This is a genomic window from uncultured Dysosmobacter sp., assembly GCF_947631635.1.
Taxonomy (GTDB): Bacteria; Bacillota; Clostridia; order Oscillospirales; family Oscillospiraceae; genus Oscillibacter.
Genome location: NZ_CANRMB010000026.1, coordinates 20,183 through 33,512, shown reverse-complemented (window position 1 = coordinate 33,512; position 13,330 = coordinate 20,183). Strand labels below are relative to the sequence as shown.

11 protein-coding genes are annotated in these 13,330 nt (G+C 59.6%); 4 read left to right on the top strand and 7 right to left on the bottom strand.

The window, feature by feature from the left end; translation table 11 throughout:
- From Q0Z71_RS12565 to Q0Z71_RS12555, 3 genes are all read left to right on the top strand, one after another.
- Positions 1-1,083: an ABC transporter substrate-binding protein gene (locus Q0Z71_RS12565; protein ID WP_298023211.1), complete on the top strand. Its 1,083-nt coding sequence runs from the start codon at positions 1-3 to the stop codon at positions 1,081-1,083.
- Positions 1,084-1,190: 107 nt separating this feature from the next.
- The gene (locus Q0Z71_RS12560; RefSeq protein WP_298023209.1) at positions 1,191-2,957 is read left to right on the top strand and encodes an iron ABC transporter permease; all 1,767 of its coding nucleotides are present in this window, start codon (positions 1,191-1,193) and stop codon (positions 2,955-2,957) included.
- Positions 2,954-4,072: an ABC transporter ATP-binding protein gene (locus Q0Z71_RS12555; RefSeq protein WP_298023207.1), complete on the top strand. Its 1,119-nt coding sequence runs from the start codon at positions 2,954-2,956 to the stop codon at positions 4,070-4,072. The genes Q0Z71_RS12560 and Q0Z71_RS12555 overlap by 4 nt, the downstream gene beginning before the upstream one ends.
- A gap of 463 nt (positions 4,073-4,535) precedes the next feature.
- Here Q0Z71_RS12555 and Q0Z71_RS12550 read toward each other — a convergent pair whose 3' ends face one another.
- Both Q0Z71_RS12550 and Q0Z71_RS12545 read right to left on the bottom strand, forming a co-directional pair.
- Positions 4,536-5,546, bottom strand: a complete 1,011-nt coding sequence (locus tag Q0Z71_RS12550; protein WP_298023198.1) for an ATP-dependent 6-phosphofructokinase — start codon at positions 5,544-5,546, stop codon at positions 4,536-4,538.
- A gap of 465 nt (positions 5,547-6,011) precedes the next feature.
- On the bottom strand, positions 6,012-6,638 hold the full coding sequence (locus Q0Z71_RS12545) for an alpha/beta fold hydrolase (RefSeq protein ID WP_298023195.1): 627 nt from the start codon (positions 6,636-6,638) through the stop codon (positions 6,012-6,014).
- Positions 6,639-6,788: 150 nt separating this feature from the next.
- Here Q0Z71_RS12545 and Q0Z71_RS12540 point away from each other — a divergent pair, with 150 nt between their 5' ends.
- Entirely contained in the window at positions 6,789-7,562 is a 774-nt protein-coding gene (locus Q0Z71_RS12540; RefSeq protein ID WP_298023192.1) for a nucleoside phosphorylase, read from the top strand.
- Positions 7,563-7,670: 108 nt separating this feature from the next.
- Here Q0Z71_RS12540 and Q0Z71_RS12535 read toward each other — a convergent pair whose 3' ends face one another.
- The 5 genes from Q0Z71_RS12535 to Q0Z71_RS12515 form a co-directional block, all read right to left on the bottom strand.
- Entirely contained in the window at positions 7,671-8,600 is a 930-nt protein-coding gene (locus Q0Z71_RS12535) for a sugar phosphate isomerase/epimerase (RefSeq protein WP_298023189.1), read from the bottom strand.
- A gap of 117 nt (positions 8,601-8,717) precedes the next feature.
- Positions 8,718-9,884: a zinc-binding dehydrogenase gene (locus tag Q0Z71_RS12530; RefSeq protein WP_298023186.1), complete on the bottom strand. Its 1,167-nt coding sequence runs from the start codon at positions 9,882-9,884 to the stop codon at positions 8,718-8,720.
- 15 nt (positions 9,885-9,899) lie between these two features.
- Positions 9,900-11,063, bottom strand: coding sequence for a zinc-binding dehydrogenase (locus Q0Z71_RS12525; protein WP_298023183.1), 1,164 nt, complete (start codon positions 11,061-11,063; stop codon positions 9,900-9,902).
- Positions 11,064-11,118: 55 nt separating this feature from the next.
- Complete coding sequence (locus Q0Z71_RS12520; RefSeq protein WP_298023180.1) at positions 11,119-12,105, bottom strand: LacI family DNA-binding transcriptional regulator; 987 nt, start codon at positions 12,103-12,105, stop codon at positions 11,119-11,121.
- Positions 12,106-12,315: 210 nt separating this feature from the next.
- Entirely contained in the window at positions 12,316-13,308 is a 993-nt protein-coding gene (locus Q0Z71_RS12515; protein ID WP_298023177.1) for a sugar ABC transporter substrate-binding protein, read from the bottom strand.
- Between the last annotated feature and the right edge of the window lie 22 nt (positions 13,309-13,330).

Here is a 13,330-nt window from a genome sequence, read left to right as displayed (position 1 = left end):
ATGAAGAAATCCACCAAACGCATATTCGCACTGCTTCTGACCGCTGTGATGCTGCTGGCCCTGACCGCCTGCGGCGGCGACAAGAAGACTGAGGACCCCTCCACCGGCGGCGACACATCTGCGGAGGCTCCCTCCAGCAACGAACTGACTGTCTACACCGCATTCCCCGAGGCCGAGGTCATCTATTATTTCAACGCCTTTGAGAAAGAGACCGGCATCAAAATCAACTACATCCGCCTGTCCGCCGGTGAGATGCTGACCCGTGTGGCCGCCGAGAAGGACAATCCCCAGGCCGCGCTGATGTTCGGCGGCTCCACCGATAACTACATCGCCGCCGAGGAGCAGGGCCTGCTGGAGCCCTATCAGTCCCCCGAGCTGAGCAGCACCCCCGACACCTATATCGATCCCACCGGCACCTGGAACCCCATCTACGTGGGCGCCATCGCCTTTGCCTGCAACAAGGACTGGTTCGAGGAGAAGGGCTATGACTATCCCACCAGCTGGGATGACCTGCTGGACCCCAAGTATCAGGGTGAGATCATCATGGCGCACCCCGCCACCTCCGGCACCGCCTACACCGTTCTGGCCACGCTGGTCCAGCTGAAGGGGGACGACGCGGTCTGGGATTACCTGACCAAGCTGAACGTGAACATGTCCCAGTACACCAAGTCCGGCGCTGCCGCTCCCAACTCCGTGGCCCTGGGCGAGTCTGCCATTGCTCTGACCTTCTCTCACGACGGCCTGCAGCCCACCGCCGAGGGCTATCCCATCGAGCTGTCCTTCCCCTCTGACGGCACCGGCTATGAGATCGGCGCCACCGCGCTGATCAAGGGCGGCCCCGCCGACGAGCAGGAGAATGCCAAGAAGTTCATCGACTGGATGTGCTCCGAGGCCGGCCAGGGCCTGTACGCTGAGAACAACTCCTTCCGTGTTCCCACCAACACCAAGGCTCCCGTGGCCGACGGTCTGGTGACGCTGGACTCCGTCTCCGTCATCGATTATGACGCCGTCTGGGCCGCCAGCGTGAAGAGTGAGTACACCGAGAAGTTCGAGGCTGCCATCGCCACCGCTCCCACCGAGTAATCTCCAGGACCATTTCCCCGGCCTTCCTCCCGCCAGAGGGGGAAGGCCGGAGGATTTTCAAGACCTGTTCCACAGGCCGGCCCCAACGAAACACAGGAGGAAACCAAATGGCAAAATCTTCTGAAAACAGCGGGAAAAAGATCGCCCGCGAGAAAAAGTGGAATGAGACGCGGATGATCATGCGTCAGCCGGTCATGCTGCTGGCGGTGCTGCTCACCATCGTTCTTCTGCTTTTGTTTGTGATCTATCCGTTGGCAAAGGTCCTGATCTTTGGCCTGACGGGGGAAGAGGGTGGCTTCTCGCTAGCCACGCTGCAATCCATCTTTTCCAGCACGCGCTACATCAAGACGTTTGGCCGCACCATGCTGCTGGGCCTGATCGTCGCTGTGATCGCCACCTTTATCGGCTATGTCTTTGCTTTTACCATCACCCGCACCAATGTCCCCTGCAAAGGATTTTTGAAAACAATCGCCACGCTGCCCATTCTGTCCCCGCCCTTCATCCTTTCGCTGTCCATCATCTTCCTGTTCGGCAAGCAGGGCCTGATCACCAATACGCTGCTGGGCATCAAGGACAACGATGTGTATGGTATGGGCAGCCTGATCGTAGTACAGGTGATGAGCTTCTTTCCCATCGCCTATATGACCCTTTCGGGTATCCTGGAATCCATCGACGCCTCCGTGGAGGACGCGGCCTGCAATATGGGCGCCGGCCGCTGGAAAACCTTCTGGACCGTCACGTTCCCCCTGTCCCTGCCGGGCATCATCTCCGGCTGCCTGCTGGTGTTCATCCAGTCCCTGGAGGACTTCTCCAATCCCGCCACCATCGGCGGCGACTTTACCACCTTGTCCGTGGAGGTCTATCAGATCATCACCGGCAGCTATGACATGCGCAAGGGCTCCGTTCTGGCGATCCTGCTGCTGCTCCCGGCCATGGTCGCCTTCCTGCTGAACAAGTACTGGGTCAACAAAAAGAGCTTCGTCACGGTCACCGGCAAGCCCACCCAGGCCCGGAAGCTGATGAACGAACCTCATATCAAGTGGCCTCTTTTCGCCTTCTGCATGGTGGTGGCCGCGGTCATCATTCTGTTCTACGGCACCGTGGTATTCGGTTCCTTCGTCACCACCTGGGGCCGGGATTACACCTTCACCCTGGCGCAATATCAGCGGGCTCTGGCCTATGGCTGGGACAGCCTGAAAAACTCCATGGTCCTGGGTCTGGCCTCCGCGCTGATCGGCGGCCTGCTGGGTATGATTATTGCCTACATCACCGCCAAGCGGAACTATTTCGGCAAGCGGTTCATCGAGGTCTCCTCCGTGCTGATGTTCGCGGTCCCCGGCACGGTGCTGGGCATCAGCTATGTGCTGGGCTTCAACTCCATCGACGTGTTCGGACATAAGTTCTCCCTCACCGGCACGGCCCTGATCCTGATCATCGTCTTTACCTTCCGGAATATGCCCGTGGCCATCGAGTCCGGCACCACCACGCTGCTGCAGATCGACAACTCCATCGAAGAGGCTTCCACCATTCTGGGCGCCGACAGCGGCTACTCTTTCCGCCGCATCACGCTGCCCATGCTGCGCAACGCCTTCTTCTCCGGCATCGTGTACTCCTTTGTAAAGGCCATCACCGCCGTCAGCGCGGTCATCTTCCTGGTCTCTCCCAGATGGAATCTGGTCACCAGCAAGATCTACACCCTGTTCGACCAGGCGAAGTACAGCCAGGCGGCCGCTTTCGTCACCATGCTGGTGGTCATCCTGCTGGTGTTCATCGGCATCTTCAATACCCTGATCAATTTGTTGCTGGCGCCTCGCTCCAAGGTGCCCCAGGCCAAAAATGCGGCCAGACTTGAGAAAACGGAGGGAACGAAATGAGCAATCAACACGAAAAGCCGGCTTTCAGCAAGAAGAGTTCCGGCGTGATCTTAAAGGATGTTACTAAGATCTTCCAGCAGCCCGATACCGGCAAGGACTTCGTGGCGGTGAACCACATCGACCTGGAGATCCAGGACGGCGAGATGGTGACGCTGCTGGGTCCCTCCGGCTGCGGCAAGACCACCACCCTCCGCATGATCTCCGGTTTTGAGTATCCCACCAGCGGAAATATCTTCATCGGCGAGCGGGATGTGGCGAAGATCCCCCCCAACAAGCGGGGCATCTCCATGGTGTTCCAGAGCTACGCCCTGTTCCCCCACATGAACATCTGGGAGAACATCGCCTACGGCCTGCGGGTGGAAAAGCTGCCCCAGGACGAGATCATCCGCCGCACCAACGACGTGGTGGAGCTGATGCAGCTCAAGGGCATGGAAAAGCGCTTCCCCAACCAGCTCTCCGGCGGCCAGCAGCAGCGTGTGGCCTTGGCCCGCGCCGTGGTCATCGAGCCCAGCGTCCTGCTGTTTGACGAGCCTCTGTCCAACCTGGACGCCAAGCTGCGGGAAAGCATGCGGGACGAGCTGCGCGCCCTGCAGAAGCGTCTGGGCATCACCTCCCTGTACGTCACCCATGACCAGTCCGAGGCCATGGCGATCTCGGACCGGGTCGTCATCATGAAGGACGGCAACATCATGCAGCAGGGCTCTCCCATGGAGATCTACGAGCAGCCCACCAGCCGCTTCGTGGCCAACTTCATCGGCAAGGCCAACTTCATCGACGGCACCTTCAAGGGCCGGGACGGCGAGGCCGCGCTGGTGGACGTGGGCAGACACACCTTCTCGATCCCCGCCCCCGGCAAAATGGCGGGCGTCACGGAGGGCGGTGCCTGCTGTCTGGCGGTCCGTCCGGAATCCATTCTGCTCTCCAAGGAGGAGGGCCCCCTGCCCGGCACGGTCAGCCGCGCCACCTACTATGGCGCCAAGGTGGAATACGAGGTCATCCTGGGCGACCAGCCCATCATTGTGGAGGTCTACAACCCCCAGCTGACAGAGCGCTTCGCCGAGGGCGACCAGGTCCATATGACCCTGATCGATCGCTGCGTCCGCGTTCTTCCGTAAAGAAAGCCGACTGGTCCCCACTGGCACGAAGCCAGTGGGGACCAGTTTTATATGCAATAAATCCAGGAACCGCCTATAAGGCGCTTCCTCCTTTTGAAAATTTGTGGATTGCAAGGTAAACTTCTTCATGACTGGGTACCGGTCTTCTCCTCCAACCGCCTCAAGGTTCCTCTGCCATCCGCCGGAGTACCTCCGGCGGATTCATATTGCAGAACCCCCTGTCCGGCAGGAGTCCCGGGCTGTCCATGGGAAACACCGGGTATCCACCTCCGGAGGAATGTCGCTTATGATCGCAATGCACGCTGTCTCCAGGACCGCAAGCTCCTTCGTAAAACGCTCACCCCGGCCCATCTCCCTTCTATCTCTCCATAAAAGGGGACCACATCTCCACTTCGGGAGATGCGGTCCCCTTTTCTCTATGCCGGCTGTTCCCGCCGTCCGCCGCTGCCCTTTCACGCGGTATTCAAAGGACTCCGCTCCTGCTGGTGGAAAGGGCCTCCAGAATCTGATAGCGGTCCATCTCAAAGGTTTTCGTCGTACCCAGCGCCTGTTCCATGTCCAAATCGACGATGCGTCCGTCCCGGGTGGCGATGACGCGGTTGCCCCGGTTTTCCATCAGCGATATAACGGCCTCATGGCCCATGCGGCTGGCCGTCTCCCGGTCCCGTGCAGAAGGCGTGCCGCCCCGCTGGATATGACCCAGCACGGTGACACGGGGATCGATGCCGGTCTCCTCATGGATACGCCTGCTGATCTCCAACGCGCTGCCGGCGCCTTCGGCCACTACGATCATATAGTGGGTCGTACCGGTGAGACGGGCCCGGCGGATCTTCTCCACGATGTCCCGGTCAAAGTCGATCTCATGCTCGGGGATCAGGACCGCCGTGGCGCCCACGGCGATGCCCACATACAGCGCCAGATATCCGGCGTGCCGCCCCATGACCTCCACCACAGAGCAGCGCTCATGGGACTGCATGGTGTCCCGCAGCTTATCGATACACGCGATGGCCGTATTGCAGGCGGTGTCGAAGCCGATGGTATAGTGGGAGCATCCGATGTCATTGTCGATGGTGGCGGGGATGCCGACCACCTGCAGGCGGTGGCCCGCCGCAGCTGCCTGTCTGGACAGGGCCAGAGCCCCCCGGAAGGTACCGTCGCCGCCGATGGCAACGATGCCGTCCAGACCCAGGAGCCTGCAGGTGGCCAGCGCCTTGGCCCGGCCGCTCTCCTCCCGAAACTCCTCACTGCGGGCGGTGTAAAGCATCGTGCCGCCCTTGTCGATAATATGGCTGACGCTGGACGCATCCATGTGGACAAAATCGCTGTTGATCAGTCCATTCCAGCCTCTTCGGATGCCGATGCAGTCCACACCGCTGCCCACAGCGGTCCGCACCACCGCGCGGACCGCCGCGTTCATGCCCGGCGCGTCTCCGCCGCTGGTCAAAACGCCGATACGCTTTACCTGTTTCTCCATATGACTCCTCCATGCTGTTCTATAAATGCGGCGGCCACCATACGGATCATTGGAAACGGCCTGTGGCAGCAGGTTCGCTCCACGCATGGAAACCAGTTGAATTGAATATACAGCCTCCGTCTTTTTCTGTCAAGATGATCCGGATTGAAAAGGAAATCGTCTCCGAAATCGATTAACCAAGTGGAAACTGTTTGAAATCAAAAAGTCTCAAAAATTGGAGCGCAAGCATTTGCGGGATGACTTTTTGCTCCAATATAGAATTTTCCCTGAAATTCTTGCCGTTTTGCCCGATATCCTCTGATCGATCTATGCAAGCCGGTGGGAACATACGGCAGGCCCTATACGGTCCCTGCGCAAAATACCAGTTGACTTTGGACGACTTAAGAAGTTCTTGAGCAAAGAAACAGAGATTTTTCCAAAATAAATCAGACAGTATCAAAATAAGGCTGCCTGATAGATGGGAGGTTATCCGATCCTGGAGTAAAAGCGCTGAAGTACTTCTGCCAGTTTTTCTGGTGCTTCAAGATTGACCTCATGCCCTGCCCCACTTATGATTTGAAGCTCCGCATTTCCTAAAATGTGAGCCATTTCTACAGATGCATCTCTATTTGCAGAATCCTTTTCACCGCAAATGATCAGGGTGGGGCAAACGACCTTTTCCAGCGACTTGCTGAAATCCAACTCCATCATTGTTTTACACAGATGGAGAAACGCAGTCTTTGTGAATCCCACTTTCTGGAACATGAACTTTGGCATAACGCGAAAGATCATATTCTGGAACTGCAGCAATTTTTTAGGCATCTTGTATTGCGCGGCAATCAGCACCAGAGAATTTACTTTTTCGGGATGATCCATGGCATAATTCAAAGCCAGCACACCGCCGAGTGACAAACCGCATAAATCAATAGGCTCCTCACCCTTGCTGCAAACATCTGAAAAGGCGGCATAAAGGTTTTTGTAAGAAGCTTCATTCCCGCGAACCATTTCCGATAGATCAGGGCACACACTGTTCTCTGCTGCCGCTAACTGTGCAACTGTTCTTCCCCAACTGTCCGGGGTCTGTCCCAGGTCATGTACGTATATTTGTTTCATGTCATTACTCCCGCAAATTCTGATTGAGTCCAGGATACCATACGGAATCGTCCAAAACAAGGACCTGATTCAGCCGGGATTGACAGGGCCCTGTCCTCCGGAGTAATATAGTGTTGTCACAGGAAACACAAAAGAAAGGAAGAATGTATCATGTCAGAGAATATCAGAATGCTGCATGTGAATCTGTGTAAGGGCGAGGTTGGCCGCTACGCCATCATCCCCGGAGACCCGGACCGGTGCGAGCTGATCGCGGCACACCTGGAAAATCCCCATCTGGTGACCCGGAAGCGGGAGTTCACCACCTGGGAGGGCACCCTGGACGGCGAGCGCATCACCGTGACCTCCACCGGCATTGGCGGTCCCTCCGCCGCCATCTGCATTGAGGAACTCCACAAGTGCGGCGTGGATACCTTTATCCGGGTCGGCACCTGCGCCTCCACCTGCCAGGATGTGCAGTGCGGAGATATCGTAGTTCCCTGCGGCACGGTCCGTATGGAAGGGACCGGCCGCCACTACCTGCCCATGGAGTTCCCTGCCGTCCCCAACTATCAGATCCTCAAGTGCCTGGAGGAGAGCTCCGTTGCCCTGGGCTTCCACACCGCCGTGGGCGTGAGCATCACCAAGGACTCCTTCTACACCCAGACCGAGCCGGAGACCAAGCCCATATCGGACGAGCTGATCCACCGCTGGAACAGCTACGTGCGGGGCGGCGCCGTGTGCACCTCCATGGAGGAGGCCACCCTCTTCCTCACCGGCGCCAGCCTGGGGGTCCGCACCGGTACCGTCATGGTCTCTGCCACCAATTTTGACGGCTCCGTCTCCAAGCGCAACAGTGCGGATGTCTATCCCACCAACACCATCCAAAAGCCCATCCAGGTCGCCATCGAGGCCCTGCGGCGGCTCATCCGGGAGGACCGGAAATAACCCCTTCCCTGTAAAAAAGACCTCCGGCTAAGCCGGAGGTCTTTTTATATACATATACAGCAAGGTCCTTAAACTCCCGTGCTGTCCGTGCGCTCCCGCGCTGTTACATTACAACAGCACCAGCGCTTCCCGCAGCGTCCGCAGAGAGGCCAGATGGCCCTCCAGCATAGGCAGTGTCAGGTCCTCCATCTCCAGGGACACGTCCCCGTCATAGCCGCCCATCCGCGCCACGGAGAAAAACTCCTGCCACCACTGCACGCCGTGTCCGGCGCCCACCGCCACATAGTTCCACGCCCGATTGCGGAACGCATCGATGGGCTTCGTGTCCAGCATCCCGTTTGGGCCGGACATCCGGCGCTCCGGCCGGGAATCCTTGCCATGGATGTGGTAAATGGCCCCTGCCTCGCCCAGCACCCGGGCGGCCTCGATGGGGTCGCCGCCCATCCAGAATAGATGGGAGGGGTCCAGGTTCATGCCCACCATGGGCCCCACCGCCGCCCGCAGCCGCAGCAGCGTCTCCGGATTGTACACCAGCTGCATCCCGTGGTTCTCCAGCGCGATGCGCTCGATCCCGCAGTCCGCCGCCATCGCTGTCAGCTTCTTCCATGCGGGGATGGCCACCTCGTTCCACTGGTAGTCCAGGATGTCCTGGGTCTCCGGCGGCCAGGAGGTCGTGATCCACACGGGGGTCCGGTCGCCGGGGCAGCCCGCCGGCAGGCCGCTCATCATGACGATCTTCTTCACGCCCAGCAGTCCCGCCAGGCGGAAGGTCTTTTCCGTCACATCCCAGTCCTTCTCATAGGCCAGAGGGTTGCCGGAGCAATTCAGGGCACACAGTTCGATATCTCTGCGCCGCATCGCGTCATACCACCGCTGCCGGGCAGTCTCGGAGGAGACCATCTCCTCCAGGTCGATATGGGGTGCCCCGGACCAGTTCCCGGTGCCGATCTCCACGGCGCCCACGCCCTGTTCCACACAAAAATCCAGCATATCCGCATAGGGCATGTCCAACGTGCAGGTCTTGATCGCAAGTCTCATAAAGCGCTCCTTTCGCTTGATCATCGGTCACGTATCACTGCGGAACAGCACCGCCGGCATTCAAACGGCGGTGCTGTTCCAGGTTAAAAGAAGAATGAAAAAGTATATCTGGATACTTTATTCATACCATGGGTCGATCAAAACCTTCATGCTCTCCTTGGTCATGCTGGTCTGGATGCCCTTCTCCGTCTCCGCCAGGGGGAACCGGTGACTGAACAGCCGTTCCCAGGGGAAGCGGTCCTTGGTCCGCAGCATCATCTCCATGACGGTCTTATAGCAGTTATGCGTGTGGTTCGTCATGCCGATGATCCGCAGGTTGTTGGCGCAGACCTCGTGAACATTCACGTCCACGCCGCCGCAGTCCACAAAGTTGCCCGGCTCCAGATACATGCCGGCCTTGCGCAGGTATTTCAAGCCCTCGGGGAACACCTCGGGCCGGCCCACGCACTCCACCACGATCTCCGCACCCCGGCCGTTGGTCTCCGCCTTGACGCGGGCAATGCGCTCCTCCGGCGTGGTCCGCTCCACATTGATCACCACATCGGCGCCGAAGGCCTTGGCGATGTCCAGCTTGTAATCGGAGATGTCCGTGGCGATGATCTTGCCCGCGCCCAGCATACGGGCCATGGCGATATGGGCGATGCCCAGCGGGCCGCAGCCCTGAACGGCCACCGTGTCGCCGAAGTTGAAGCCCTCCAGGGAGAAACCGCTGAATTCCCGCGCCTTCTCCAGGGTATAGGCCACGCACATGACCTCCGTGAAGCAGGCCATATCATTGGGCAGGCCGTCAGGGACCTTGTATACCCGGGTGCCGGGCTCGATGTACAGGTACTGGGCAAAGCCGCCGTACAGGTGGTTGCCGTCGTCGCAGGAGCGCATATTTCCATAGCTGAACTCCAGGTGCTCACACCAGGGATAGCTGGGGATATTCTTGCAGTACCAGCACTTGCCGCAGGTCACGTCCGGGCAGATGGTGACCCGGTCCCCCACCTTCAGATAGTCGCCGTCATAGGAGAGGTTCCGGGCGCCCTCCTCGTCGATGGCCGCGATCTCCATGACGATCTCATGGCCCTGGATGATGGGGAACGGCAGGTCGATCTCATTCTCCGTTCCCTTGTACTGGACCGTCTCGCCCCGGTAGCTGTGCTTATCCGTGCCGCAGACACCGGTCATCAGCACCCTGCAGATCGCCGCGCCCCTGCCCAGCGCAGGCATGTCGAAGGTGCGAAGCTCCATGTGGCCGGGCTTTACCAGCACGGCGGCCTGGACCTTGGTATCCATCATCATGACCGCCTCCCTTTACGCCATCCAGGGGTCGATCAAAACCTTCATGCTCTCCTTGGTCATGCTGGTCTGGATCGCCTTTTCCGTCTCCGCCAGGGGGAACCGGTGACTGAACAGCCGCTCCCAGGGGAACTGGTCCTTGGTCCGCAGCATCATCTCCATAACGGTCTTATACTTGGTGTGGGTGTGGTTGTTCATGCCGATGATCCGCAGGTTGTTGGCGCAGATCTCATGGACGTTCACACTGGCGCTGCCGCAGTCCACGAAGTTGCCCGGTTCGATGTACATACCGGCCTTGCGCAGGTACTTCAAGCCCTCGGGGAACACCTCGGGACGGCCCACGCACTCCACCACGACGTCCGCACCCCGGCCGCTGGTCTCCGCCTTGATGCGGGCGATGCGCTCCTCCGGCGTGGTCTTTTCCACATTCATCACCACATCGGCGCCGAAGGCCTTGGCAATGTCCAGCTTGTAATCGGAGATGTCCGTGCAGATGATCTTGCCCGCGCCCATCATGCGGGCCATGGCGATGTGTGCGATGCCCAGGGGGCCGGTGCCCTGCAGGACCACGGTGTCGCCGAAGTTGAAGCCCTCCAGGGAGAAGCCGCTGAACTCCCGGGCCTTCTCCAGGGTATAGGTCACGCACATGACCTCCGTGAAGCAGGCCAGGTCGTCGGGCAGGCCGTCGGGGATCTTGTACAGCCGGGCGCCCGGCTCGATATACATATACTGGGAGAAGCCGCCGTAAAGCTGGTTGCCGGTGTTGCAGGAGCGGTTGTGCCCATAGTGGAACTGCGCCTTTTCGCACCAGGGATAGCTGGGCATGTTCTTGCAGTACCAGCACTTGCCGCAGACCACGTCCGGGCAGATGGTGACCCGGTCCCCCACCTTCAGATAGTCGCCGTCATAGGAGAGGTTCCGGGCGCCCTCCTCGTCAATGGCCACGATCTCCATGGCCAGCTCATGGCCCTGGATGATGGGGAACGGGATAGAAAACTCATCCGGCGTTCCCTTGTACTGCACGGTCTCGCCGCTGTACGTGTGCTTGTCCGTGCCGCAGACGCCGGCCATCAGCACCTTGCAGATCGCCGCACCCTTGCCCAGCGCAGGCATGTTGAACTCCTGGATCTCGATCTTTCCAGACCCAACCGTCACAGCTGCCTTCAGTTTCTTCTCCATGTGAAATCCTCCCTTGCTTGCGGCGGCGCCCATCACCCAGGCATACCGTCCGCTGTTATGTTTTGCGGATAATGATCTCCGGTTCAAACATGATTTGGTTGATCTGCCGGTACGGCTCCTTCGACGCGATCATCTCCACCAGCATTTTCATGCCGTGGGAGCCGATCTGGTAGTCGGCCTGCGCGATGGTCGTCAGCGGATAGTCCAAATACTGGTCATTGGCGATGTCGTCGTAGCCCACGATACTGATCTCGTCCGGGATCTTATACCCGGCCGCCCGGGCCGCGCTCAGCGCGCCGATGGCCACAATATCAGATGAACAGAACACGCCGATGGGCGGTCTGCATGTTTTCAAAATTCGTTCCAGCGCACGGCTCCCGTCCTTAAAGGTCAGGTTGTCGTACAGAATATGGGTTTTCAAAAAGGGCATGTCCTTTTCCCGAAAGGCCGTCTGCAGCCCCTGGGTGCGGGTGGCGGCCACGGAGATATTCTCCGGTCCGCTCAGAAAGAAGATGTTTCGCTTTCCCTGTTCCAGCAAGTACTTCGCCGCCAGGTACGCGCCTCTGAAATCATTGTTGATCACATAGCTGACGGAATCAAAGGCCGAGCTGCACCGGGAGAGGAACAAAAACGGCACGCTGATGTTCTGGTAGTTCTTTTCCCGCACGGGGACCGCCAGCAGTCCGGCCACGTCCAGCCGCTGGATTCGGCCCAGCTGCTCCACCTCCAGGTCCGGGTTCTCTCCGGTATGGCAGGCCACCACGGAGTAGTCATGCGTCCGGGCGATGTCCTCCACGCCCCGCCACAGGCGGGCAAAATAGGGATTGGAGACGTCGGGCACCAAAAAGCCGATGATCTGCCGTTCCTTCTTCAGGGAGCTCTCCAGCAGATTGGAGCGGTATTGGCTGGCCCGCGCCACCTCGATGATCCGGCGGCGTGTGCTCTCAGAGATCTCAGGACTCTGATTCAACGCCTTGGAAACCGTGGAAACGGAGGTCCCAGTCATTTCCGCAATCTCTTTCAATGTGATTCGTTTTGCCATACATGCCTCCAAAGTCTGTCCGGCGGCAGCGGTCTCCCGCGCCGCGCTGGTGTGATGTATCACTCAGTATAGACAAAAGGGGCTGTTGTAGCAAGGCGCCCTTCGGCCGACGGCCGGCCATTTTCAGGAAGCGGGGGAGGACCCGCGCCGCAGGCCCTCCCCGCGTTTCTCATATGCCAGCCGCGGTCTGGCCGCGCTGTGCGTCGGCGCTTAGTGCCAGTTCAGATACTCCTCCGCGTTGTCGATGGTGACCATGGAGCAGGGCGTATACATATCCTCGGGAGCCGTGCCGTTCACGATCAGCTCATACAGGGCCTTCACGCCCTCCTGCGCCATCACGCCGGGGGTCTGGGCCACGGTGGAGGTCATGCCGCCGTCCAGGATGGACTGGGCGCCGTTGGGAGAGCCGTCGAAGCCGATGACCTTCACGTCACGGCCGGAGGCCTGCACAGCGGTGGCCGCGCCCATGGCGCCGGTGTCACTGGTGACATAGATGCACTTCAGGTCGGGATAGGCTGTCAGCAGGTTCTCCGCGATGCCCATGGCCGTGCCCTGGTCGCCGTTGCAGGGCTGCACGTCGCCCACCAGCTCGACGGTGGAAGCGTCGCCGATGCCGTCCAGATAGCCGTTGGTGCGGTCGGTGTGGCACTGGTTGCCCAGGGTGCCGGTGATCATGGCCACCTGGCCCTCGATGTTCTCCACGGTCCACTGGCCGGCCAGGAAGCCGCCGTCATAGTTGTTGGTGCCGATAAACGCGGCCACATCGGCGCCCTCGTCAGCGTTGGTGTCCAGGCAGATGACCGGGACGTTCTTGGAATTGGCCTTCTTGATGGTGTCCACCACCTCGGCGGTGCCGCAGGGCACGATCAGCACGCCGTCCACGCCCTTTTCCAGATAGGACTCAAACATGGTGATCTGCTCGTTGACGCCGTCCTCAGAGGGAGGGGCGGAGCAGACGATCTCCACTGTGTACTCGTCGTTGGACAGCTCGGCGGCAGCCGCCTGGGCAAAGTCCTGCATGGCCACAAAGTAGGGGTTGGAAAGCGTTTTGGGCAGCAGCGCGATGGTCAGGGTTTTCTTCTCTGCGGTCTCGGACTGGGCGGGTGCGTTGTCCTCGGGGGCCTTTTCCGCTTCCTTACCGCCGCAGGCGGCCAGGGAGAGGCAAAGCGCCAGGGTCAGCATCAGTGCAAGTGCTCTTTTCATGTTCTTTTCCTCCTCAGATTTG

What these genes read in the sequence shown, in the direction of transcription:
- Q0Z71_RS12520 (WP_298023180.1), bottom strand. Translation starts at nt 12,105, where the DNA reads ATGGCAAAACGAATCACATTGAAAGAGATTGCGGAAATGACTGGGACC.
- Q0Z71_RS12535 (WP_298023189.1), bottom strand. Translation starts at nt 8,600, where the DNA reads ATGAGACTTGCGATCAAGACCTGCACGTTGGACATGCCCTATGCGGAT.
- Q0Z71_RS12530 (WP_298023186.1), bottom strand. Translation starts at nt 9,884, where the DNA reads ATGATGGATACCAAGGTCCAGGCCGCCGTGCTGGTAAAGCCCGGCCAC.
- Q0Z71_RS12545 (WP_298023195.1), bottom strand. Translation starts at nt 6,638, where the DNA reads ATGAAACAAATATACGTACATGACCTGGGACAGACCCCGGACAGTTGG.
- Q0Z71_RS12515 (WP_298023177.1), bottom strand. Translation starts at nt 13,308, where the DNA reads ATGAAAAGAGCACTTGCACTGATGCTGACCCTGGCGCTTTGCCTCTCC.
- Q0Z71_RS12560 (WP_298023209.1), top strand. Translation starts at nt 1,191, where the DNA reads ATGGCAAAATCTTCTGAAAACAGCGGGAAAAAGATCGCCCGCGAGAAA.
- Q0Z71_RS12540 (WP_298023192.1), top strand. Translation starts at nt 6,789, where the DNA reads ATGTCAGAGAATATCAGAATGCTGCATGTGAATCTGTGTAAGGGCGAG.
- Q0Z71_RS12555 (WP_298023207.1), top strand. Translation starts at nt 2,954, where the DNA reads ATGAGCAATCAACACGAAAAGCCGGCTTTCAGCAAGAAGAGTTCCGGC.
- Q0Z71_RS12550 (WP_298023198.1), bottom strand. Translation starts at nt 5,546, where the DNA reads ATGGAGAAACAGGTAAAGCGTATCGGCGTTTTGACCAGCGGCGGAGAC.
- Q0Z71_RS12565 (WP_298023211.1), top strand. Translation starts at nt 1, where the DNA reads ATGAAGAAATCCACCAAACGCATATTCGCACTGCTTCTGACCGCTGTG.
- Q0Z71_RS12525 (WP_298023183.1), bottom strand. Translation starts at nt 11,063, where the DNA reads ATGGAGAAGAAACTGAAGGCAGCTGTGACGGTTGGGTCTGGAAAGATC.